Genomic DNA, 22872 nt, shown 5'->3' with positions numbered 1-22872 from the left:
GTTGAACCGCGCGCATCAGGATGCGACCGCGCTCGGCACCGCTCATGGCACCCCAGATCGCCTGACCTTCGGCGCAGGAGGCGACGGCGGCCTCCACATCGGCCTGTGCGGCCTGCTGCACCTCGGCCAACACCTCACCGGTGGCGGGGTTGCGGGTGACGAAGGTCTCGCCAGAGGTGGCGTTGCGGTACTGGCCGTGGATGTAGAGGGTTTGTGGCTGCATTGAATATCGTTCTCTTGTTACATCTGTTCGTTTGTCGATCTGCGCAGTGCGCTACAGATCAGGCGGTTCGGCGGCGGTGAAGCTCGAAGAGTTCAGCGGGCAGTTGGCGCTCCAGATAGTCGGTGATAATCGCCAGTGCCAAATCCGCATCGATACCCTGAGGGTTGAGTGCGCCGCGCAGCCAGATACCGTCGATTAATGCGGCGATACCCTTTGCAACGAAGTCGGCACGCTCTTTGGGCAGCGTGCGCTTCAGCTCGCGGCGAAGGTGCGATAGCAGCCGCTTCTCGTTGACGCGCTGAAGTCTGAACAGCACAGGGTGGTGCATGGCATAAGCCCAGAATGCCAGCCAGGTTTTGACGACACCGGAGTCGAGTTGGCGCGGATCGAAGTTGCCGCGCACGATCGCTTTGATCCGACCGACGATGTCGTCCTCGTCGGTCTGTGCAAGCTCTCGGCGCACTGCCAGAGACAGGTCCTGAAGTACCGAGCGCATGGTCGCTTCTATCAGGCCGTCCTTGCCGCCGAAGTAGTGATTGATGATCCCCGGAGATACGTTTGCAGTGCGCCCTATCAGGGCTACACTTGCACCGTGGAAGCCGACCTCGTCGACCACCTTCATTACCGCTTTGATCAACTGCGGTTTACGTACCTTGTCCATTCCGACTTTTGGCATAAGCACTCACAATCTTTTTATTGATTGAACGTTTAAATAAAAATACGCAATTCTAACGAGATGTCAAAGTTTGCAATGTGCTAAAAACGACATGAATGTCTTAAATTGTGTTTAAATTTCATCTAATGTCGCCAAGGTTGTCCATTTTCTATAAAAATATCGAAATGAAATGTTTTGATATACGAAGGATTGGTGTCAATCTCTCTTCTGCTTTAGGTAAAACGCCCTGTCAGTAAAAGAGGCTTTGGGGTCAGTGATTGTCGATACCGAAATCCGTCGGTAGCATCGCGCAGAGTCAGGGAGAAGAGGCGTCGGCATGACATTCGAGATGGGTTTTGTATTCGCGTTACTGGCCACCACGATTGCACTGTTTGTCAGCGACAAACTGCGCATGGATCTGGTTGCGCTTATGGTCGTCACGGTGCTGGCCGTATCGGGCGTGGTATCGCCTGCTGAAGCGGTTGCCGGTTTTGGTAACCCCACAGTGGTGATGATTGCGGCATTGTTTGTTGTAGGCGAGGGGTTGTTCCGCACAGGTGTAGCCGCTGCTGCCGGAAACTGGCTGCTGCGTGTGGGCGGGCGAAGTGAAACCCGCTTACTGACTTTTCTGATCCCCGTTGTAGCACTGCTCTCGGCCTTCATGAGTTCGACAGGCGCTGTTGCGTTGCTGATTCCGGTGGTGTTGAGCATGGCCCGGCGCTCCGGCATGCAGCCATCGCGCCTGATGATGCCGCTGGCGTTTGCAGCGCTGATCGGTGGCATGCTGACGTTGATCGGCACACCGCCGAATATCGTCGTCAGCAATGCGCTCAAAGCCGAGGGCCTGAAGCCCTTCGGTTTTTTCGAGTTTACGCCGATAGGGCTGTGTATCCTGATGGTCGGCATGATCTACCTGATATTCGTTGGCAGACGCCTGTTACCTGCAGCATCGGGCAGCGAGACGGAGGATGAGCCGGACCTCAATACCCTGATCCGCCGCTACGCCATTGCCGGACAGCTGCACAAGTTAGTGGTCCAACCCATGAGCCCGCTTGCCCATAAAACACCGGTCGAGGCGGCGTTACGCACTGAGCACAACCTCACTGTGATCGCGATCTCCCGGGCGGGCCGTTTGTTACCGGCCATGATTCCGGTGCTCAGCAATACCCGTATCGAAGTGGCGGATGAACTCTGGGTATATGGCACCCAGGAGGATATAAAGCGGTTTTGCGATAGCCATCAGCTGGAGCGGGCCGGGCACCCCGAGCGGGATATCAAGCGGATGCATCAGCAGTTCGGCGTTGCTGAAGTGTTGCTGCCACCGGATTCACCACTGGAGGGGCGAAGCGTACGAGAAGGCCAGTTCAGGGAACGCTATGGTCTTAGCGTGATTGGGCTGCGACGCAGGAACGAGTCGCTTGCGATCAATTACCGTGACACCCGGCTTGAGTCCGGCGATACACTGCTGCTGGCCGGCAGCTGGGATCATGTCCGTGCGCTTGAGGGGCGGCGTGGTCTGGTGCTGTTGCAGACGCCTGCTGAGTTTCGGGAGATACCCTCTCATGGCCGCCATGCGCCGGCCGCGCTGGCCATTCTGGGGCTGATGCTGGTCTGCATGACGGCCGGCTGGTTGCCCGCTTTGCCCACCATACTGTTGGCGGCGCTGGCGATGATCCTAACCGGCTGCCTCAACCTCACCGAAGCGCTGCGCTCACTGAATGTCACAAGTCTGATCCTCATTGCTGGCATGCTGCCGCTGGCGCGGGCGATGGAAACCAGTGGTGCGCTTGGCTATGTGGTCGAGCATCTGGTGGCTGTGTTGGGCGGTGCATCGCCCCTTGTGCTGAGTACGGGTTTGTTTCTGTTGACGTCGATCCTCAGTCAGTTTATCTCCAATACCGCCACGACCGTGCTGGTGGCGCCCATCGCATTGAGCACGGGGCAGCTGCTCGGTGTGAACCCGGAACCGCTGATGATGACGGTGGCGATAGCGGCATCAACCGCGTTTGCAACGCCGATTGCATCGCCTGTGAATACGCTGGTGCTGGCCCCCGGGAACTACCGGTTCTCCGATTTCGCCAAGGTGGGAATACCGCTGCAGTTGATGGCGCTGGGCGTCACATTGTTAGTGACGCCCTTGCTGTTTCCGTTCTAGCGGGTAGGGGTTACGAGGTGATCTGCTTGAACAGCTCGAAATACTCGGGGAAGGTCTTGCGAGTGCAGCCCGGGTCGTTGATGGTGATCGGCGCGTTGCCGAACGCGGCCAGTGAGAAGCACATCGCCATGCGGTGGTCATCGTAGGTGTCGATTGCAGCGCTCGTAATCTCGGCAGGCGGCGTGACTTCGATGTAGTCCTCGCCCTCGACAACCTCGGCACCGACTTTACGCAGCTCAGTGGCCATGGCGCTGAGGCGGTCGGTCTCTTTTACGCGCCAGTTGTAGACGTTGCGGATAGCGGTCGGGCCCTTGGCGAACAGTGCGGTGGTGGCGATGGTCATCGCCGCATCGGGGATCGCGTTCAGATCAAGATCTACGCCGTTGAGCTCACCCTTGGTAACCTCAACCCAGGTCGGCCCGTAGCTGACCTGCGCGCCCATCTTGCCAAGCACCTCGGCAAAGGCCTTGTCGCCCTGCACGCTGTCGGAGCCGACGCCGTATACGCGTACTGTGCCACCGGCAATTGCCGCGGCCGCCAGAAAGTAGGAGGCAGAGGAGGCATCGCCCTCGACCATCACCTCACCTGGTGAGTGGTAACGCTGGCCTGCCTTGACGGTAAAGCGCTGGTAGTTGTCGTTGATCACCTCGACACCGAACAGCTTCATGCTGTGCAGCGTGATATCGATGTAGGGTTTGGACACCAGCTCGCCATCGACAAGGATGCTCAGGTCTTCGCTGGCCATTGGCGCGGCCATCAGCAGTGCGGTCAGAAACTGGCTGGAGATGTTGCCCTTGATGCTGACTTCACCGCCTTTGAGGCCCTGAGCATTGATACGAAGCGGCGGGTAGCCCTCATCGCCGAGGTACTCGATATCGGCACCGAGCGGGCGTAGGGCATCAACCAGATCGCGGATGGGGCGCTCATACATGCGTGGCTCGCCAGTCAGGGTAAATTCACCCCGGCCAAGGCAAAGTGCGGCGGTGAGCGGGCGCATGGCGGTGCCTGCATTGCCCAGGAACAGCTCGGCTTTATCGGCCTTGAACACGCCGCCTACGCCTTGAACCTTGCAGCTGCGGCGGTCGTCAGACAGCTCATAGCTGACGCCCAACAGTGTCAGAGCGTTGAGCATATGGCGGACGTCATCGCTGTCGAGCAGGTTGGTGACCCGGGTCTCGCCCTCAGCTAAAGCTGCCAGCAGCAGTATACGGTTGGACAGGCTCTTGGAGCCGGGCAGCTGTACTTCGCCGGAGGCGTGCGAAAGGGGGGAGAGGGTCAGTGTTTCCATGGTGTCTGGTTCGGGCCGTCGTTATTCTGGGGAGCATAAACTACCGCTATCGGGGTGCTCAGTCCAGCGCGCCTTCAAGTCTCAGAAGTGTTTGTTTGATGATCAGTCCTCCCGCGTAGCCGACCAGTTTTCCATCGGCACCGAGCACCCGGTGGCAGGGGATAATAATCGCGATGGGGTTGCGGTTGTTTGCCATACCCACGGCGCGTGCCGCGCGCGGGCGTCCCAGCGTATGGGCAAGGTCACCGTAACTGCGCGTTTCACCAAACGGTATCTCGCACAGCGCTTCCCAGACCGATTGCTGAAAAGGGGAGCCGATTGGGGCCAGGGGGAGATCGAATTCGCGGCGGGTGCCTGCGAAATATTCGCTCAGCTGATGTGCCGCTGCCAGTAGCAGATCGTTAGGCACCTGATTCAGAGAAGGGTGCTCAACACGGCCGAACTCCACACCGGTCAACGCGTGGTCGTTGCCCAGCAGTGTGAGCGTTCCTATCGGCAGATCGGTCAGGTGGAGCAGCGTATCGGCAAGCTCTCGCATGCACATTGCCTCCCGGTGCGGGTACAGAGTTGACCTTGGTCAATGCGGGTGGAGCTACCTCGGGAGGATAGTGAAACTGAACCCGCAATACAAAATATGTAGAGAGATAAGGCACTATATGAGCGTTGAACACCATGATCTGGTTCATGAATTTCCCGAGCACAAAGAGCGCATTCGCGAGCTGAAAATGAGCAATGCACACTTTGCCAAACTGTTCGACGAGTACCACAGCCTGACGCGGGAGGTGGAACTGATGGAAGAGGAGGTTCATCCGACATCGACCAAAACCGAGGAGTCATTCAAGTTCAAGCGCGTTCAGCTGAAAGACCAGCTATTCGCCATGCTGCAGGGCGTTCCGGCCTGACCTGATCAAGTAACCCGGCTGTGCATGCCGGGTCAGTCAATCGGACAAACCCGCCACTAGGCGGGTTTTGTTCGTTTTGGGCGATCGGCGGGTGCTGGTGTATGTCCGGCTTCGTGTCGCGGTGATGGGCAGGTATCGGCACATTGGGGTATAACTTGTTGTATGAAAGCTGAAAATATCGAATCGCTGCCGCCTTTGTCCGAGCAGACGCCGACCCGTGCCGGCGGGCGCCCTTATGACTGGCGCTATATCGTCGAGATCGGGCTCCAGCACCGGCGCGAGCTGATGCTGGCGAATCTGATCGCCATCGTGGCAACGCTGGTATCGGTGCCCCTGCCCCTGCTGATGCCGTTGCTGGTGGATGAGGTGCTACTGGATCAGCCCGGGGTAGTCGTTGCCACGATCAACCGTCTGGTGCCCGAGTCTTGGCACGGGCCGGTGCTCTACATATCGGGCGTGCTGCTGTTGACCGTGATACTGAGGGTGATCGCACTGGCGCTTAATGTCTGGCAGACGCGTCAGTTCACCATTATCTCCAAGGATGTGATCTTTCGAATCCGCTCGGAGTTGCTGCAGCGCCTGCAGCGTATCTCCATGAACGAGTACGAAACCCTCGGCAGCGGTACGGTAGCGTCCCATCTGGTAACCGATCTGGATACCGTTGACCGGTTCGTGGGCAGTTCGGTCAGCCGCCTGCTGGTGGCGACTCTGTCGATTATCGGTACGGCCGTTATTCTGCTCTGGATGCACTGGCAACTGGCGCTGTTCATTCTGTTTTTGAACCCGATGGTGATCTACCTGACCACGGCCGTCGGCAAGCGCGTCAAACAGCTCAAGAAGCGCGAAAACAAGGCATTCGAGGTGTTCCAGAGTGCCCTGACCGAAACACTGGATGCAATTCAGCAGATCCGCGCCGGTAACCGCGAACGTCACTATCTGGTGCGTCTGGTGGATCGGGCGCGAGAGGTGCGCGACCACTCCACGGCTTTTGAATGGCAGTCGGATGCCACCAGCCGCCTCAGCTTCATGCTCTTTATGGTCGGTGTTGATCTGTTTCGCTCGGTGTCGATGGTGATGGTGGTGTTCTCCGATCTCAGTATCGGCGAAATGATGGCGGTATTCGGCTACCTCTGGTTCATGATGGGGCCGGTGCAGGAGGTGCTGGGCATTCAGTACGCATGGTTCGGTGCGCGAGCGGCGCTGGGCAGGGTCAACTGTCTGCTTGAACTGCATATGGAGCCGAGCTATCCCCATATGCGCAACCCGTTTGCTGACAGACAGCAGGTCGAAATCGAGCTCGACAACATCCACTTCAGCTATATCGAAGGGCAGGAGGTTTTGCGCGGCATCAGTTTGACGATCGGCGCAGGCGAGAAGATTGCGCTGGTCGGTGCAAGTGGTGGCGGCAAGTCGACGCTCGTTCAAGTGCTGCTCGGACTTTATCCGCCGCAGAGCGGCGAAGTGCGCTTTAATGGTGTGCCGGTGACTCAGATCGGGCTGGATGTGGTGCGTGAGCATGTGGCGACGGTGCTTCAGCAGCCGGCTCTGTTCAACGGCTCGGTGCGTGAAAATCTTGCCATGGGGCGCGATTATGGCGAAGCCGAACTATGGCAGGCGCTGGAAGTGGCGCAGCTTAGAGAGTTTGTTGCCGGGTTAGGCGCGGGGCTCGATACCATGGTGGGGCGTCAGGGGGTGCGTCTATCCGGCGGCCAGCGCCAGCGTCTGGCCGTTGCGCGCATGGTGCTCAGTGACCCCAGTGTCGTGATATTGGATGAGGCAACCTCGGCGCTAGATACCGAAACCGAATTTGCACTGCACAAGGCGCTTGAAACCTTCCTGCGTGGGCGGACGACCATCATCGTGGCGCATCGCCTGAGTGCAGTGCGTCAGGCAGACCGGGTGTATGTGTTCGAAGGCGGGGAGATCAGCGAACAGGGCAGCCATCAAGAGCTGCTGGATCAAAAAGGGCTTTACGCCCGACTTTACGGAACCCGACAGCACTGAACGGAGCATCGTATGCGGGGGTATCCGAACTGGCATGATGGCAACAGCGTCGAGTTACTGATTGATGGCGAGCGGTTTTTCCCCGCGATGCTAGAGGCAATCGAGCGCGCCCGCGAGAGCGTGCTGATTGAGCTGTACCTTGCCGCCAGTGGCCGCGTCATGAATGAGTTTATTGCAGCGTTGAGTGACGCTGCGGCGCGGGGCGTGAGTGTGCACCTGATGCTTGATCACTTTGGCGCGCGGGAGCTGCGCCCTATCGACCGCGAGACGCTACGTCGGGCCGGTATCCACTTGGCGCTCTATAACCCCATTGCTTTCAGCAAACTGTTTTCCAACTTCTCCCGTGACCATCGTAAGTTGATGGTTATTGATGGCAGAGTGGCATTTATAGGTGGAGCGGGCTTGACCGACCGCTTCAGAATCGGACGGGCCAACCAGCCGGACACGCCCTGGCATGAGCTGATGTGTCGGATTGAGGGGCCGGTAGTGGACGATATGTTCGAGCTGTTTGCCAGGCAGTGGCACCGTACCTGTCTGGAGTGCATGCCCCCGCCTGCTACCACGCAGCTGCACCGGACAGTGGACGGGGGCGCGAGCGTGCGCGTGCTCACCGCTGAAGGGCCTCAGAGCCAGCAGATCAAGTTCAGCATCCTGCATATGACGCGCCGTTCAAGGCACCGGGTATGGATATGCACCGCCTATTTTTTACCCTCGTTCGCGCTGCGTCTTGCGCTCAGGCGTGCCGCCCGTCGCGGTATCGACGTGCGGTTACTGGTCTCCGGGCCGCTGACGGATCACCGTTGGATCTACCACGCCTCTAAACGCTACTATCGCCGACTGCTCAAGGCGGGCGTGCGCATCTACGAGTATCAGCCGCGTATGCTGCACGCGAAGATCGCGCTGATCGACGATCAGGTTTCACTGGGCTCATGTAATCTTGATCACTGGAACCTGCGCTGGAATCTTGAGGCCAATATCGAGGTGCGTGAACCCCGCTTCGCCCATGATGTCGAAAGGCTAATTCTGACCGATTTAGATCAAAGCCAGGAGATTACCGCCGCCGAGTGGGCGCGGCGCCCCTGGCATCGTAAAATCAGAGAGCTGGTCTGGGCGATGATCAGCCAATGGATACTGCGTATCCGATAATTCAAGGAGATACAGATGAAAAGGTTAACGTCCATAGCTGTGATACTGCTTGGCGCGTTGGTGCTCGGTGGCTGTGCACAGCAGAGTTTAACCGGTGATACCTACAGCCGGCGCGAGGCGCGCCAGGTACAGCATGTGCAGTATGCGGTGGTGGATTCGGTGCGCCCGGTGGTAATTGAAGGGCGCACAGACGGCGTCGTGGGTGCAGGTGCCGGTGCCATCGTCGGTGGCGTTGCCGGCAGCACGCTCGGCGGAGGCAAGGGCTCGACGATTACCTCGGTACTCGGTGCCGTTGCAGGCGGTATAGCTGGGCAGCGTATTGAGGAAGCAACCAGCCGTCGACAGGGGCAGGAGCTGACCCTGAGAATGGATAACGGCGAGCTGATTTCGGTGGTGCAAGAGGTCGAAAACAATCAGTTCTTCCGCGTCGGTGACCGCGTGCGCGTGCTGCGCAGCGGCGCGACCATGCGTGTAACCTACTGATATTGATAGCGGCCCGAGTGAGCTCAGGCCGCTGTTCTTGGGTCGCTGCTGTGGATGCCGGGGCGATCCTGCTGCTCTGCCAGCCATGCGCTCAGATGCGGATAGCCTGCGGTGTCCAGCAATCCTCTGAACACGCCCCAGTCGAACATGCTGTAGAGACACATGGCGGGGTAGTTCCACACCTCGAATGCATCGTCTGCCACGAGTTTTTCCAGTTCGGCGAGAGTTTGCTCGATACGCTCGCGTTGCAGGTTATAGAACAGCTTATCCTCGCTGATATCGATACCCGAACGCTGCGTCAGCAGCAGCGCCACCATGGAGTCGTTGGCGCCGTCGATCATGGTCAGCAAATTCTCCTGCTTCCAGTTGATGCCCGGCAGGTCCAGCTTGTCCTGCAAGTAGCGGTAGATCACCCGCGAATCGAAAATCACCTCATCGCCGTCATGCAGTACCGGGATCTTCAGCGTTGGATTCTGCCGACGCAGCTCCTCACGGTCTTCGCCGTAGATATTGAGATCTGAAAATTCGTAGCCCTGACCGGCATCGGCCAGCAGCAGTCGGATGCGTCGAACGTAGGGAGAAGTAGCGGATCCGATGAGTTTCATGTCTGTCCCCGATTGGTCATTGAGAAGTGTCGATCTCTGGCACAGTGTAGCCGGTCGCGCGCCTGGTGCGCTTCATAGTGTCACTATGTGCATTCTTGTAAAACAAATAGTTATACCAAATGGTGCGTTTGTTATACCGCGCCCGCTTTGTTAGGGTTAAAAAGCAATTTAACTCAGCAGGCCGCTAGATGCGGCGCGCCGTGTCTGCCGGCCATGCCAACCCAGGGAAACCGGATATTATGTGTGGCATCTGTGGCGAGATAACGTTTGATGGCAGTACCCCCTCTGTAGCGGCTGTGGAGCGCATGGCCGAAAGGTTGAGGCCAAGAGGGCCGGATGCCGGCGGTATTTACGCCCAGAACAATATAGTCTTTGGCCATCGCCGGCTGAAGATCATCGACTTGTCCGATCATGCGCAGCAGCCGATGCATGATCCGGAGTTAGGCCTGACCCTCGTATTCAACGGCTGTATCTACAATTATCGCCAGCTGCGTACCGAGCTGACTGCGCTTGGCTACCGCTTTTTCTCCAACGGCGACACCGAGGTGGTCCTCAAGGCGTTTCATGCCTGGGGGCCAGAGTGCGTTCAGCGCTTTAACGGCATGTTTGCCTTTACGGTTCATGATCGTGACAGCGGCCGTATCGTCATGGCCCGAGACCGCTTCGGTATCAAACCCTTCTACTACTCGAAAAGTGGCGACAGGCTGCGGTTTGCATCGTCGTTGCCTGCCATTCTCGCAGCCGGAGACGTCGATACCGAGATCGATCCCCAGGCATTGCATCACTACATGCAGTGGCACGCGGTTGTACCGCCACCGCTAACGCTGTTCAAGGGCATCAGAAAGCTGCCACCGGCGACCTACCGGGTGATCGAGGCGGATGGCAGTCATCGGGATACACACTACTGGTCGCAGAAAATGGGCCCGCAGGCAGGCGATGAGGACAAGGCCCAGCGCGATTGGGAAGATGAACTGCTGGCCACGATGTGCCGCTCGGTTGAGCGTCGTGCCGTTGCCGATGTGCCGGTGGGTGTGTTGCTCTCGGGCGGGCTGGATTCAAGCCTGATTGTGGGGCTACTGGCCGAGCATGGCCAGAGCGGGCTTAACACCTTCTCGGTTGGGTTCGAAGCGGCCGGCGGCGAAAAAGGGGACGAGTTTAAGTATTCCGACATCATCGCACAGCACTATGGCACCGAGCACCACCAGATAAAGGTGCCCTCAAGCCGTTTGCTGGAGACCTTGCCACAGACGTTCGATGCGATGTCCGAGCCGATGGTCAGCTATGACAACGTGGGCTTTTTCCTGCTCTCGCACGAAGTGTCGAAACACCTGAAGGTGGTACAGAGTGGTCAGGGGGCGGACGAGGTGTTTGGGGGGTACCACTGGTATCCGCCTATGCTGAATAGCGAGGACGCGGTCGATGACTACAGCAAGGCGTTTTTCGATCGCAGCGAAGAGGAGTTTGCGCGGGCGATCTGCTCGGACTATGTCGGTGATAACTACTCGCGGCAGTTCGTAGAGCGCTATTTTGCGGCCGCCGATGCGCGGCGCCCCGTGGACAAGGCGCTACATATCGATACCAACGTGATGTTGGTGGACGACCCGGTCAAGCGAGTGGACAACATGACCATGGCATGGGGCCTTGAGGCGCGCGTGCCGTTTCTCGATCACGAGGTGGTAGAGCTGGCAGGGCGAATACCGGCCGAGCTTAAGGTGCGCGATGGTGGCAAATATGTGCTCAAGGAGATGGCGCGGCGGATTATCCCCAATGAGGTGATCGACCGCCCCAAGGGCTATTTCCCGGTACCGGCACTGAAATATATCGAAGGGCCCTATCTCGATTTCGTACGGCAGTATCTCGATAGCGATACCTGCCGCCAGCGAGGCCTGTTCCGACGCGAGTATCTCGAGCAGCTGATGGACGCGCCGCGTGATCATATTACCCCCTTGCGGGGGTCCAAACTCTGGCAGATGGCGCTGCTGGAGATGTGGCTACAGACCCATGGAGTCTGAAACGGTGACCAAAAAAAACGCGGTACACACAAACGGCAAGCCACTTGCCGCGCGGCAGGATCCGATGGATCCCTCGGCCATGGCATCGCTCAAGCACTGGGGTGACCCGCTGGACAATCCGGCCGTGGAGGCGATGCGCGATGAAGTCGCCATCGATTGCGGCTGGGGACGGCTGATCTTCGGCCAGACCTTCCGCGATCCTAAAACGCTGGCGCTGCTGCTACGACGGGAGCGGGAGGGGCGTCGCGATATCGCGCTGTACGTGCGCGAGCCGCATCTTGCGCTCTCCTACGCCCCGCAGGATCTGTTCATGGATCCGTCGCTGACCTACCGCCTCGACTTTGCCCATTACCGCCTGCGCGACTCCCGTCCCAAGGGCGTGCGCATCAGGCCGATGACAGCAGACGACGACCAGTTGCGTATTAACCGGCTCTACATGGCGCGCAATATGGTGCCCGCCTATGACGGCTTTTACAGCAAGCTGGAGGACAAGCCCGAGCTCACCGTGCTGATAGCGGAGGATGAGAACAGCGGTGAAATTGTCGGTGTGGTCACCGGTGTCGATCACCGTATCGCCTTCAATGACCCCGATAACGGTTGCAGCCTCTGGGCGTTGGTGACCGACCCGCAGACACACCTTCCCGCCGTGGGCGAATGGCTCTCGCGGGAGCTGATCAAGGTTATGGCCGGGCGGGGCCGGGCCTTTATGGACCTCTCGGTGATGCACGACAACCAGGCGGCGATCAATCTGTACGACAAGCTCGGTTTCAAGCAGGTGCCGGTGTACTGCCTGAAACACAAGAACTCGATCAACGAAAAACTGTTTATTGGCGAAGACCCTGAAGAGGATCTCAACATCTACGCCCGGCTGATCACGCGAGAAGCGCGCCGTCGCGGTATCGGCGTTGAGGTGCTTGATGCCGAGGGCGGGTTCTTCCGGCTGTCGCTGGGCGGGCGCTGGGTAACCTGCCGTGAATCCCTCAGCGAAATGACCAGTGCAGTGGCCATGAGCCGCTGTGACGACAAGGCGGTGACGCGTCGCCTGTTGCAAAAAGAGGGCTTGCGCGTACCTGAGCAGGTTGTGGTGAGCCGTGAAGGGGTGATCGACGAGTTCCTCTCACGTCACCAAAAGGTGGTTGTGAAACCCGCCAGAGGCGAGCAGGGCCGTGGCATTCAGGTGGGGCTCTCCGACGTCGAGGAGGTTGAGGCCGCCGTCGAGAACGCGCGCCACTACTGCGACAAAGTACTGCTTGAGCAGTGCGTAAACGGTGAAGACCTGCGCATCATTGTGATCGACTACAAGGTGGTGGCTGCGGCGGTGCGCAGGCCCCCGAAAGTGCAGGGCGATGGTAAACAGCGCATATCCGAGCTTATCGAACGCCTGAGCCGCCGTCGTGCCGCCGCTACCGACGGAGAGAGCACCATTCCGCTGGATGAGGAGACCGAACGCTGCGTGCGCAAGGCGGGATACAGTCTGGAGGATGTAATCGACGCTGGCCAGTGGTTGCAGGTGCGCACCACCGCTAACCTGCACACCGGCGGCACCATTCATGATGTCACTGCCGATCTGCACACCGTACTGTCATCGGCGGCGGTTCGTGCTGCCAAGGCGCTGGAGATTCCGGTTGTGGGGCTCGACTTCATGGTGCCCGATGTCACCGGGCCCGACTACGCCATTATTGAGGCCAACGAGCGGCCGGGGCTGGCCAACCATGAGCCTCAGCCCACCGTGGAACGCTTTGTCGATTTGCTGTTTCCGCACACACACAGCCAACCGGCACGCAGACAGTACACAGAGGACAACTAAAAAAGGAGCGAGACGTGACTCAATTGCCAATCGATACCGATTACTTGCGCGAGCAGCTCCGCGCTTTACTGTTGATACCCAGCCCTTCGGGCATGACGGACGATGTCGTCCGTTATGTGTGTGGCGAGCTGGACAAGATGGATATCCGCTATGAGCTGACCCGGCGAGGTGCGATACGTGCCATCATACCCGGGCGCCATGAAAGCCCCCGCCGTGCCATTGCTGCGCATCTGGATACGTTGGGTGCGATGGTGAAGGGGATCAAGCGTGATGGCCGGCTGCGCGTTGTGCCGATCGGTCACTGGAATGCCCGCTTTGCAGAGGGCGCCAGGGTCAAAATTCACTGTGACAACGGTCAGATCTATCAGGGCACCATTCTGCCGCTGAAGGCATCGGGACACACCTACAACACCGAAGTGGATGCTCAGCCCTCCTCGTGGGATAACCTGGAGATCCGCATCGACGAGCCGGCCAATCAGATCGAACAGCTCTGGTCGATGGGGGTTCGGGTCGGAGACTTCGTGTCGGTGGACTCTAACCCCGAGTTTACCGAGAAAGGGTTCATCAATGGTCGCCATCTCGATGATAAGGCCGGTGTGGCCAGCATGCTGGCCGCGGCCAAGGCGCTACGCGATGCCGGTGAGGAGCCTGAACTCGACTGTCACCTGCTGTTTACTATCTCGGAAGAGGTGGGTGTGGGGGCGTCGCACATTCTGCACGGTGATGTTGCCGAGATGGTGTCGATCGATAACGGCACCATCGCGCCGGAGCAGAACACCTGCGAGTATGGCGTTACCATCGCCATGCAGGACTCCAGCGGCCCCTTTGACCGACATCTGACTCAGCACCTGATCGGCGTATGCAAGCGCGACGAGATCGAGTTTAGCCGCGATGTGTTCAAGTTCTACCGCAGCGATGCCGCCTCGGCACTGGAGGCGGGTAACGACATTCGCACTGCACTGATCTGCTTCGCGCTCGATGCGTCACACGGTTGGGAACGCAGTCACATACGCTCGCTGGTTTCCGTAGCGGATCTGCTGGTTGGCTACATGCGCTCTAAACCGCTGTTTGCCGAGCATGAAAACGTGATCGGCTCCGACGAAGAGTATCCGCTTATCCACGATACCGAGCGCCTGCGCTCAAGCTGAACCGGGTGTCAGTAGCGCCCGAGCGAGAAGCGCTCGCCGCTGCTGTACAGCACGAGCTCTTCACCACCTTCGGTGCAGGGCTCGGGCGTTGCCATCTCGACCAGACGGTAGAACACATTGCGGTTGATGCGCCCGTACATGCCAAAGCGCACCAGTAGCGCCGGTTCCGGCTGGTCGGTGTCGCTGTTTTGGGTAACCACCAGCGGGTGTTCGGGGCCTGCGACGACGTGATCGTCGGTGCTGCTGCGAAAGTGCAGCTCCTGACCCTTGTCGCCCTCGACCACCTCCAGATCAACGAACAGGAAGGGCAGGTCGTCCACCTGAATACCCACTTTCTCTACCGGCGTCTTCAGAAAATAGCGGCCATCCTCCTGCCAGAGCACCCGTGAAAACATCTTCACCATTGGCTTGCGACCGATCGGCGTACCTTCGTGGAACCAGGTGCCGTCCCGGGCGATACGCATATCGATATCGCCACAAAATTCGGGGTTCCATTTTTCCAGCGGGGGGGTCTTCTCCTCCTGCGGATCGATATCCCGACTCAAATTACTCAGGTCAAAGCCACTCATTACTATAAACGCTCACATCCGTCATGCCAGAAAGAGGAGTCTGATCGATATAGACCAACGCTATCAATGCCAATTAAAGGATCAATTGGTCCTTGAAGCTATCAGCTTCTATACCTGTATACACAATAAACGGGGGCGGCTTCTGAGATTTCACGACTTGCCAGTAGGCCGTCCAGCTACAGGAGGTAAAAGATGAGCGCAGACAAAAACGGTTCAGGTGCGGCGGGAAAGTGCCCCTTCATGCATGGCGCGCGCACCACGATGGGCGGCAGCGCAACATCTAACCAGGATTGGTGGCCGAATCAGCTCAACCTGAAGATTCTGCATCAGAACTCGTCCCTGTCCGATCCGATGGACAAAGACTTCAACTATGCCGAGGCGTTCAAGTCGCTGGATCTTGCAGCGGTCAAGCAGGATCTCTACGCATTGATGAACGACTCTCAAGCGTGGTGGCCGGCTGACTACGGCCATTACGGCCCGCTGTTCATCCGCATGGCCTGGCACAGCGCCGGCACCTACCGTATCGGTGATGGTCGTGGCGGTGCAGGCTCAGGTTCCCAGCGTTTCGCACCGCTTAACAGCTGGCCCGACAACGCCAACCTCGACAAGGCACGCCGACTGCTCTGGCCGATCAAACAGAAATACGGCAACAAGCTCTCCTGGGCCGATCTTATGATCCTCGCCGGTAACTGTGCGATTGAATCCATGGGCCTTAAAACCTTTGGCTTCGGCGGTGGCCGTGAGGATATATGGGAGCCTGAAGAGGATGTCTACTGGGGCAGCGAAACCGAGTGGCTGGCCACCAGCGATAAGGCCAACAGCCGCTACTCCGGTGATCGTGATCTCGACAACCCGCTGGCAGCGGTGCAGATGGGCCTGATCTACGTAAACCCGGAGGGGCCCGATGGTAATCCAGACCCGCTGGCATCGGCACGCGATATTCGTGAAACCTTCGCCCGTATGGCCATGAACGACTACGAGACCGTCGCGCTGACCGCCGGTGGCCACACTTTCGGTAAAACCCACGGCGCAGGTGACGCCGCGCTGGTGGGGCCTGAGCCTGAGGCCGCCGAGCTTGATGCCATGGGGCTTGGCTGGATCAGCAGCCACGGCAGCGGCAAGGGCCGTGACACCATCACCAGTGGCCTTGAAGGAGCCTGGACACCCAACCCCACGCAATGGGACATGGGCTATTTCGATGTGCTGTTCGGCTATGAGTGGGAGCTGAGCAAGAGCCCCGCTGGAGCCCACCAGTGGGTGCCGAAGAATCTGGCCGAGAAAGATCATGCACCGGATGTGGACGATGCATCCAAGCGCGTGGGCATCATGATGACCACGGCCGACATGGCCATGCGTGAAGATCCCGAGTATCGCAAGATATCTCAGCACTTCCACGCCAACCCTGAAGAGTTTGCCGATGCGTTTGCCCGCGCCTGGTTCAAGTTGACCCACCGCGACATGGGGCCGCGCTCACGCTACCTTGGCCCTGAAGTACCGGCTGAAGAGTTGATTTGGCAAGACCCCGTGCCGCCAGTGAAGCACGAACTGGTAAGCCCTGACGATGTGGAGACTCTCAAGCGCGAGATCCTCGCTTCGGGACTGTCGGTATCTGAGCTTGTGAATACTGCCTGGGCGTCGGCTTCAACCTTCCGCGGTTCGGACAAGCGCGGCGGTGCCAACGGTGCGCGTATCCGACTGGCGCCGCAGAAGGATTGGGAGGTGAACCAACCGGCGCAGCTCACGAAGGTGCTGACGACCCTTGAAGGTATTAAGCACGCTTTCGACGATGCGCAGGCGTTGAACAAGAAGGTATCGCTGGCCGATCTGATCGTGCTGGGCGGTTGCGCAGCCATCGAGCAGGCTGCCAAGGCGGCGGGTGTCGAGGTGAAAGTGCCTTTCTCACCGGGGCGCACCGATGCCACGCAAGAGCAGACCGACGAAGAGAACTTCGCCGTGCTCGAGCCCTTTGCCGATGGTTTCCGTAACTATCAGAAGAAGCGCTATGCCGTGTCGGCTGAGGAGATGCTGATCGACCGGGCCCAGCTGCTAACCCTAACAGCGCCTGAAATGACCGTGCTGGTCGGTGGCATGCGAGCGCTGGACGCCAACTACGCGCAGTCGAAACTGGGTGTGCTCACGCAGCGCCCGGGTACGCTGAGCAACGACTTCTTCGTCAATGTGCTGGATATGGCGACGGTCTGGAAACCGACTGACGACACCGCGCAGACCTTTGAGGGCCGCGACCGCTCAAGCGGCGAGCTTAAGTGGACTGCAAGCCGGGTCGATCTGGTGTTCGGCTCCAACTCGCAGCTGCGCGCCTTGGCAGAGGTATATGCCGGTAACGACGCACAGGAGAAGTTCGTGCAGGACTTTGTTGCCGCCTGGAACAAGGTGATGAACGCCGATCGGTTTGATCTGAACTGATCGGTTTCACGCACCGGTACACTCAAGGCGCCTGTTAGCAGGCGCCTTTTTTTATTCCAGAGAGAAGCGCCGGCAGGTGGTAGGCGATAAGGCCGATCGCCAGCCCCCAGAATGCACTGCCGATTCCCGCCAGCGTGAGCCCTGAGGCGGTAACCAAAAAGGTGAGCAGCGCTGCATCGCGGCTATCAGGTTCGGCCAGCGCCGCTCCCAGACTGTTGCCGATGGTGCCGAGCAGTGCAAGCCCTGCGATGGCCATAACCAGTTCACTGGGAAACGCTGCAAACAACGCTGCAACCGTCGCGCCGAACAGCCCCGTGAGCAGATAGAAAACACCTGCCCAGACCGTTGCCAGATACCGCCGTGACGGGTCCGGGTCGGCCTCGCGTCCCATGCAGATTGCAGCGGTGATCGCAGCAAGGTTAAACGCAAATCCGCCAAAAGGGGCGAGCAACAGGCCGGTAAGCCCTGTGCCCGTTATCAACGGTGAAGCAGGAGTGTCGTAACCGTTTGCACGCAGCACCGCAAGCCCAGGAATGTTTTGCGACGCCATGGTAACGATAAACAGCGGTATACCCACACCGATCAGCGCGGTAATGGAAAACTCGGGCATCACGAAAATAGGGGAGGCGAGCTGCCAGCCAAGACTGTCCAGCTTCAGCATGCCCGTCAGCGCGGCAATCACAAGCCCGATCAACAGCGTTAGCGGAATCGTATAGCGTGGCAAAAACTGACGCACGATCAGGAAACTGGCCAGCATTAAACCGACCAGTAGCAACTGATGCTGTAAAGCGCCGAACAGCTGTATCCCAAACTGAAGCAGAACGCCCCCCAACATGGCGGCGGCCAGTGGGGCAGGGATATGCTGCATCAACCGCTCGAACCAGCCTGTAAGGCCGCAGATCGTGATCAGCGCCGAGCTGAACAGAAAAATGCCCACCGCCTCGTTGATCGACAGCCCCGAAAGGCCCGTGATCAGCAGCGCAGCCCCCGGCGTCGACCACGCCGTGAGTACAGGGGTTTTGTAACGCAACGAGAGCCCGATACTGGTGATCGCCATGCCCACACCCAGCGCCCAGAGCCAGGAACTGATCTCAGCCGCACCTGCACCGGCACTTGCTGCCGCCTGAAAGATAATCACCGCCGAACTGGTGTACCCCACCAGCACCGCAACAAAACCCGCCGATATATGCGACAGGTTGAACAAGCCTCTCATCTTGCATCCCTCTGGACGTTATAGCGCACAATGCGCAACAGCATACGCCTGTGCGTTATAGCGTACAAATAAGATTTCTTGATCGAGGATGGTTGTCGCAGGGGGGGCAAAAGGTCGCAAACTGACCTGAGAATCATACAGGCAGTCGATGCACGGGCTTACCCGAGAGATCCAAAGGGACTGATAGATGGATACTTCAAACGTACCGCCACCAAGCGCGGCATTTCTGAGCGCGGATTGTCACTCTTGCGCGCAGTTGATTAAGCACATGGCCTGCAGCGAGTCTGTTGCGCGGATACCCCTTTTCTCCTACGTAACCTGCGATTAAGTACCCAAACCTTGACCGGTTCACTGACTGTAGTGGTACCGGGGGAATTTCAGTGTGAAGTTATCCCTCATTTTGATGCATTTCAGGATCACGCTGACCCGCTTTGTTCTTCGTTGACGTCGCCGCCTCAATGATGGTCGCATCGAACAGTGTCCCTTCCTTCAACAAAACACCTGCTTCGGTCAGCCACTGATTAACTTCCTGAAACAGTTTGCGAGCCAGTCCCTGAACTCACGTAGAGAGCGGATACGGTCGGCGACCATTACCTGCCTTTGGATAATGAGGGTGATGATGGACTCAAACTGCTTCCACGGAATCACCTGATCCATGTGCCCAAGAAAGACCTCTTTACGCGTTTGCCGACGCTTCTGGTTGAACTCGCGTACGGCGAACGTGAGCTGGTGACCCATCATCTATCTCGCAGAGTATCAGGCCACCAATTGTCTCAGGTCGGGATACTTATTCGCAATTTCCCAAGCTGTTTGAGCAATGGTGATCAAGAATCGCTGATAATCCTGACTTCACTCTCTTCAACAGTTCTTCCTTGCTGTCTCCAGCCCTGGCCCGTATTGCAATGTGTTGAAGAAGGCCTTGGGTCAACGTTGCCAAGGCCTGGACGTCAGACTCGGCCCGAATCAGGTTGGCATGCTGGGCGTTCTGGAAATATTCACTCAAGGCTGCGTCCAATTTCTCGATGACAGCGTGTAGCGCATTCTGGAATTCTGGATGGTTGCCGGTTTCCGCGACCGTGGTGCAGAAAACGAAACAGCCAACGGCGGAGTCTTCGTCAAAGTAGATATCCATGATGGCGTGAAAAAAGTTCACCAGCGCCACATCAGGGGATTCCGATACGTCCAGTGCCGCACTGGTGGCAGTGGCCATACGCTGAACGAATCCGGCAAATGCCTGCTGATACATGTCTGCCTTGCTTCCAAAGGCCTGGTAGAGGCTCGGGCGACTCATCGATGTGGCGGCGGATATGTCATCCAGTGAGGTCGCACTGAAGCCGTGTCGCCAGAACAATGAGGTGATGGCCTTGAGTGCAGCAGCCCTGTTGTAGGCTCGAGGACGGCCGCGCGCCCTTTTTGTACTATCTTGCATATAAATTGATTTTGAATTAACCTTCGAATCAGTACATAAATATAGTTCCAGTGTATAACGCTTGTTCGGAATGCACAAAGCGGAGTATCTCGATGAATCAGCCATCTGCAGTTGCCCTCACCACATCCAAGCCTGATCCGGGCTTGTGTTTTCTGATTCGGCAGTTCGCTGCCGGCGATATACGGGAGCTCCTCCGGAAGACCTCGGCCCGATTGTCCGGCCGTCGACCGCCCTATGTCGCGCCGGCCGATTACCATGTGCCGGATTCCGCAGCCTGCAAAAAAGCCATATCGCTGGTGCGAGAAGCCAGCCCGGATTTTCTGTTCGGCCATTGCATGCGCACCCATGCCTTTGCCGTTGCTATGGGGCATAAGGTCAGCAAGCCGGTTGACCGTGAAGTTCTGTTTCTCGGCTGCATCATGCATGACCTCGGTCTGACAGCAGCCCACGATCACGGCGGCACGTTTGAACTGGATGGCGCCAAGGCAGCACATCATGTCTGCGTGAGTGAGGGGCTGAGTCCTGACAGAGCCGACCTGGTCCACGAAATGGTCGCCTTGCACAACTCTGTTGGCGTGGCTGAATACCGCCAGCCAGAAGTCGCACTTGTGCATTACGGGGCTGGCGCTGATGTCATCGGAATGTGGGTTCATGACATCGACCCGAAAACACTGCACGAAATTCTTGAGCAGCAGCCGCGCGATGGGTTCGGCGAGGGGATGGCGCGGCTGATCGAAGATCAGGTCACGCGCAAACCGGACAGCTACATGGCCTCGATGGTTCGTATGGGGTTTTTGAAGAAACTGCGGTCTGCAAACCTGGGCTGATGACGATGACACAGATAAAAGCCGTTTCGCCGAGCGTTCTGGCCAGCCCTTTCTGAGTTTGGTGTTTTCCGATAACAGCGCTGAGCATCTTTGTTTTGGCTAGGTCCAAAGGCAAAAGATATTTACGACCTGTACTGCGAGTGTTCATTCTCGGTGTTCCATACGTACGATATAAACTTGTATGGGATATATACCAATTATGGAGTTGGCCGAGGCCGGTGTGTGATGATCACCAACAAAACGTTGAATATCGTTCGCTTTGCATATCGGGACCTCAAAAGATCCGCTTTTTAGGTCCTTTAACGCGGCATGAGGCGAGGCAGCCACTAAAAATCATGGAGATAAAATGTGAGCAATGAACTTTATTGGCTTACTTGGACAATCGCACTGACAGCGTTTTTATGGGTTCCATACATTGGCAATCGTATACAAGAGCTTGGTCCTCCTCCAATGCATTGGTTTCCGTTACCTGATCCGCCGCCGAAAGCAAAGTGGGCAGAGAGAGCGATGAGAGCCCATGCAAATGCTGTAGAGAACCTTGTTTTGTTTGCACCTTTGGTACTTCTGGTACATATGGCAGGTGCGTATAGCCGCGCAACTGAAATTGCATGCATGATTTATTTTTTTTCGCGTGTTGGGCACTATGCGATTAGCATCTTCGGCTTTCCCGTTCCATTAAGAACATTAGCTTTTTTGACCGGGGTTGGTTGTCAGGTGGTTTTATTGGCTTCGCTGCTGTCTTGATCCAGGTTATGCGCATAACCAGACGTTGCAATGGATGCCCTACGCTCCGCGCCTTCTTGCCCAATTCGCTACGTTCATTATATTAAGCAGGCTGGGGCTCTGTTCCGGTCTCCACTGAACTTGGCCGTTACGCCTCTATGGATTGATATGAAAATTCAAGAAATCGATGGTGAAAATTGGCATGGCATCCTAGAAATACAAGGCGAAGCGTATCAAGAGATTGGCCTTGAAGATCTAGAGGTACTTAAAAGCAAATTGGCAGCCTCGCCCAATACCTGCTTTGTCTCCTTGTCGGATCAAGGTACTGTCCTTGGCTATTTGTTAGCCCATCCATGGAATGGGTCGACGCCGCCGAAATTATTCGAGCCTTTGCCTGATATAACAGCCAGCGAATATCTATATCTTCATGACATGGCAGTCAATTCTCAATCAAAAGGACAAGGAATAGGCCGTGCTATGTTCGAAGAATTAGTTGGGGTGGCGCTGAAAACGGGAATTCAGGAAATTAGACTAGTTGCTGTCCAGGGCTCAGGTAGCTTTTGGTCATTTCTTGGTTTTAGAGAGATTCCGGGCGCAACTGTATGTTCAAGTTATGGTGAAAATGCAGTTTTAATGGAAAAAGTATTGACGGCATAACAAGGGCCTGATGTTTGCCGCTATCGCGGCTGGGACCTCCACTGCGCTGCGCTACGTTTCGGCACCATCGGCCGGCGTAGGCGACCAACCAACCACTTCCCAAATGATTGCGAGATAGTTGACCACGCAACAATCCGTCTATATGCTTGCTTACTCAAACATGTCGCAATGAGTTAGGTATGTCAAAATATATAGAAAGTGAGGTAGTGGTAAATGTCATTAGTATTCACAACAAAATCCAGAAACGGATTGGCGGCGCACTATCTGCACATGGTATTGGCTTAACTGAATATCTCGTTCTAAACCAGTTATACAATACTCCAACGCAGAAAATGCGTCGTAGCGACCTTGCTGAGCGGATCGGTTTGAGTCCGTCAGGCGTAACCCGTCTTATAAATCCTATGGAAAAAATTGGCCTAGTCGCAAAAGAGGACAATCCACGCGACGCCAGAGTAAGCCTAGTGACGCTTTCTGCTGCCGGCAAGCAGGTTTATGAAGAAGCTCAGGTTACTTTTGCGTATGCTTCAGTAGCACTATTTGAACCCTTTGAGATTAATCAGCTAAGCGCATTTTCTGAATTGTTGAAAGTCGTTTCATAACCT

The 22872-nt window shown here is 57.3% G+C and carries 21 protein-coding genes and 1 pseudogene; 13 read left to right on the top strand and 9 right to left on the bottom strand.

The window, feature by feature from the left end:
- Both ADIMK_RS15135 and betI read right to left on the bottom strand, forming a co-directional pair.
- Nucleotides 1-223: aldehyde dehydrogenase family protein (locus ADIMK_RS15135; RefSeq protein ID WP_036189952.1), on the bottom strand; the 223-nt coding region annotated here is incomplete at its 3' end.
- Nucleotides 224-281: 58 nt separating this feature from the next.
- Nucleotides 282-899 carry a transcriptional regulator BetI gene (gene betI / locus ADIMK_RS15130; RefSeq protein WP_036189951.1) on the bottom strand — a complete coding sequence of 206 codons (618 nt, stop codon included), beginning with the start codon at nucleotides 897-899 and terminating at the stop codon, nucleotides 282-284.
- A gap of 316 nt (nucleotides 900-1215) precedes the next feature.
- Between betI and ADIMK_RS15125 the strand changes: the two genes are divergently transcribed.
- On the top strand, nucleotides 1216-3033 hold the full coding sequence (locus ADIMK_RS15125; protein WP_036189949.1) for an SLC13 family permease: 1818 nt from the start codon (nucleotides 1216-1218) through the stop codon (nucleotides 3031-3033).
- Between the two features lie 10 nt (nucleotides 3034-3043).
- Here the strand turns inward: ADIMK_RS15125 and aroA are convergent, their stop codons facing one another.
- Both aroA and ADIMK_RS15115 read right to left on the bottom strand, forming a co-directional pair.
- Nucleotides 3044-4321: a 3-phosphoshikimate 1-carboxyvinyltransferase gene (gene aroA, locus ADIMK_RS15120; RefSeq protein ID WP_036189947.1), complete on the bottom strand. Its 1278-nt coding sequence runs from the start codon at nucleotides 4319-4321 to the stop codon at nucleotides 3044-3046.
- A 58-nt stretch (nucleotides 4322-4379) separates the two neighbouring features.
- Nucleotides 4380-4859, bottom strand: a complete 480-nt coding sequence (locus ADIMK_RS15115; protein ID WP_036189945.1) for a methylated-DNA--[protein]-cysteine S-methyltransferase — start codon at nucleotides 4857-4859, stop codon at nucleotides 4380-4382.
- Between the two features lie 118 nt (nucleotides 4860-4977).
- Here ADIMK_RS15115 and ADIMK_RS15110 point away from each other — a divergent pair, with 118 nt between their 5' ends.
- The 4 genes from ADIMK_RS15110 (at nucleotide 4978) to ADIMK_RS15095 (ending at nucleotide 8856) form a co-directional block, all read left to right on the top strand.
- Nucleotides 4978-5223: an HP1242/YdcH family protein gene (locus ADIMK_RS15110; protein ID WP_036189943.1), complete on the top strand. Its 246-nt coding sequence runs from the start codon at nucleotides 4978-4980 to the stop codon at nucleotides 5221-5223.
- Nucleotides 5224-5385: 162 nt separating this feature from the next.
- Nucleotides 5386-7227, top strand: coding sequence for an ABC transporter ATP-binding protein (locus ADIMK_RS15105; protein WP_081849812.1), 1842 nt, complete (start codon nucleotides 5386-5388; stop codon nucleotides 7225-7227).
- A gap of 12 nt (nucleotides 7228-7239) precedes the next feature.
- On the top strand, nucleotides 7240-8373 hold the full coding sequence (locus ADIMK_RS15100; RefSeq protein ID WP_036189941.1) for a phospholipase D-like domain-containing protein: 1134 nt from the start codon (nucleotides 7240-7242) through the stop codon (nucleotides 8371-8373).
- A gap of 15 nt (nucleotides 8374-8388) precedes the next feature.
- A complete protein-coding gene (locus ADIMK_RS15095; RefSeq protein ID WP_036189939.1) occupies nucleotides 8389-8856 on the top strand; it encodes an outer membrane lipoprotein in 468 nt (155 codons plus the stop codon).
- A 23-nt stretch (nucleotides 8857-8879) separates the two neighbouring features.
- Here ADIMK_RS15095 and ADIMK_RS15090 read toward each other — a convergent pair whose 3' ends face one another.
- The gene (locus ADIMK_RS15090; RefSeq protein WP_036189937.1) at nucleotides 8880-9461 is read right to left on the bottom strand and encodes a glutathione S-transferase family protein; all 582 of its coding nucleotides are present in this window, start codon (nucleotides 9459-9461) and stop codon (nucleotides 8880-8882) included.
- 239 nt (nucleotides 9462-9700) lie between these two features.
- On the opposite strand from ADIMK_RS15090, the gene ADIMK_RS15085 reads away from it, so the two are divergent.
- From ADIMK_RS15085 to ADIMK_RS15075, 3 genes are read left to right on the top strand one after another with little or no spacing between them, the layout of a single operon-like run.
- The gene (locus ADIMK_RS15085; protein WP_036189975.1) at nucleotides 9701-11473 is read left to right on the top strand and encodes an N-acetylglutaminylglutamine amidotransferase; all 1773 of its coding nucleotides are present in this window, start codon (nucleotides 9701-9703) and stop codon (nucleotides 11471-11473) included.
- Between the two features lie 4 nt (nucleotides 11474-11477).
- A complete protein-coding gene (gene ngg / locus ADIMK_RS15080) occupies nucleotides 11478-13280 on the top strand; it encodes an N-acetylglutaminylglutamine synthetase (RefSeq protein WP_197027549.1) in 1803 nt (600 codons plus the stop codon).
- A gap of 14 nt (nucleotides 13281-13294) precedes the next feature.
- Nucleotides 13295-14428: an osmoprotectant NAGGN system M42 family peptidase gene (locus ADIMK_RS15075; protein WP_051692995.1), complete on the top strand. Its 1134-nt coding sequence runs from the start codon at nucleotides 13295-13297 to the stop codon at nucleotides 14426-14428.
- Between the two features lie 8 nt (nucleotides 14429-14436).
- Here the strand turns inward: ADIMK_RS15075 and ADIMK_RS15070 are convergent, their stop codons facing one another.
- On the bottom strand, nucleotides 14437-14997 hold the full coding sequence (locus tag ADIMK_RS15070; RefSeq protein ID WP_036189935.1) for a DUF1285 domain-containing protein: 561 nt from the start codon (nucleotides 14995-14997) through the stop codon (nucleotides 14437-14439).
- Between the two features lie 192 nt (nucleotides 14998-15189).
- Here ADIMK_RS15070 and katG point away from each other — a divergent pair, with 192 nt between their 5' ends.
- Complete coding sequence (katG, locus tag ADIMK_RS15065; RefSeq protein WP_036189933.1) at nucleotides 15190-17421, top strand: catalase/peroxidase HPI; 2232 nt, start codon at nucleotides 15190-15192, stop codon at nucleotides 17419-17421.
- Between the two features lie 34 nt (nucleotides 17422-17455).
- On the opposite strand, the gene ADIMK_RS15060 is transcribed toward katG, so the two are convergent.
- From ADIMK_RS15060 to ADIMK_RS15050, 3 genes and pseudogenes are all read right to left on the bottom strand, one after another.
- Nucleotides 17456-18634, bottom strand: coding sequence for a benzoate/H(+) symporter BenE family transporter (locus tag ADIMK_RS15060; RefSeq protein WP_036189931.1), 1179 nt, complete (start codon nucleotides 18632-18634; stop codon nucleotides 17456-17458).
- Between the two features lie 394 nt (nucleotides 18635-19028).
- Nucleotides 19029-19372 (bottom strand): annotated as a pseudogene (locus ADIMK_RS21770) (transposase); the annotation flags it as partial.
- A gap of 49 nt (nucleotides 19373-19421) precedes the next feature.
- Complete coding sequence (locus ADIMK_RS15050) at nucleotides 19422-20168, bottom strand: TetR/AcrR family transcriptional regulator (protein ID WP_081849811.1); 747 nt, start codon at nucleotides 20166-20168, stop codon at nucleotides 19422-19424.
- Between ADIMK_RS15050 and ADIMK_RS15045 the strand changes: the two genes are divergently transcribed.
- The 4 genes from ADIMK_RS15045 (at nucleotide 20156) to ADIMK_RS15035 (ending at nucleotide 22869) form a co-directional block, all read left to right on the top strand.
- Nucleotides 20156-20890, top strand: coding sequence for an HD domain-containing protein (locus ADIMK_RS15045; protein WP_197027547.1), 735 nt, complete (start codon nucleotides 20156-20158; stop codon nucleotides 20888-20890). The genes ADIMK_RS15050 and ADIMK_RS15045 overlap by 13 nt on opposite strands.
- 348 nt (nucleotides 20891-21238) lie before the next feature.
- Nucleotides 21239-21634 (top strand): MAPEG family protein, encoded by a 396-nt coding sequence (locus ADIMK_RS21765; RefSeq protein ID WP_081849810.1) that lies wholly within the window; start codon nucleotides 21239-21241, stop codon nucleotides 21632-21634.
- A 147-nt stretch (nucleotides 21635-21781) separates the two neighbouring features.
- Complete coding sequence (locus ADIMK_RS15040; RefSeq protein WP_036189929.1) at nucleotides 21782-22270, top strand: GNAT family N-acetyltransferase; 489 nt, start codon at nucleotides 21782-21784, stop codon at nucleotides 22268-22270.
- 179 nt (nucleotides 22271-22449) lie between these two features.
- Complete coding sequence (locus ADIMK_RS15035; RefSeq protein WP_036189927.1) at nucleotides 22450-22869, top strand: MarR family winged helix-turn-helix transcriptional regulator; 420 nt, start codon at nucleotides 22450-22452, stop codon at nucleotides 22867-22869.
- The last annotated feature ends 3 nt before the right edge of the window (nucleotides 22870-22872 follow it).

Origin of the sequence: Marinobacterium lacunae (genome assembly GCF_000705555.1) — a bacterium.
GTDB classification, from domain to species: Bacteria; Pseudomonadota; Gammaproteobacteria; order Pseudomonadales; family Balneatricaceae; genus Marinobacterium_D; species Marinobacterium_D lacunae.
Note: the sequence above shows the minus strand (reverse complement) of the source record. Positions and strands in the feature narration are given on the sequence as shown.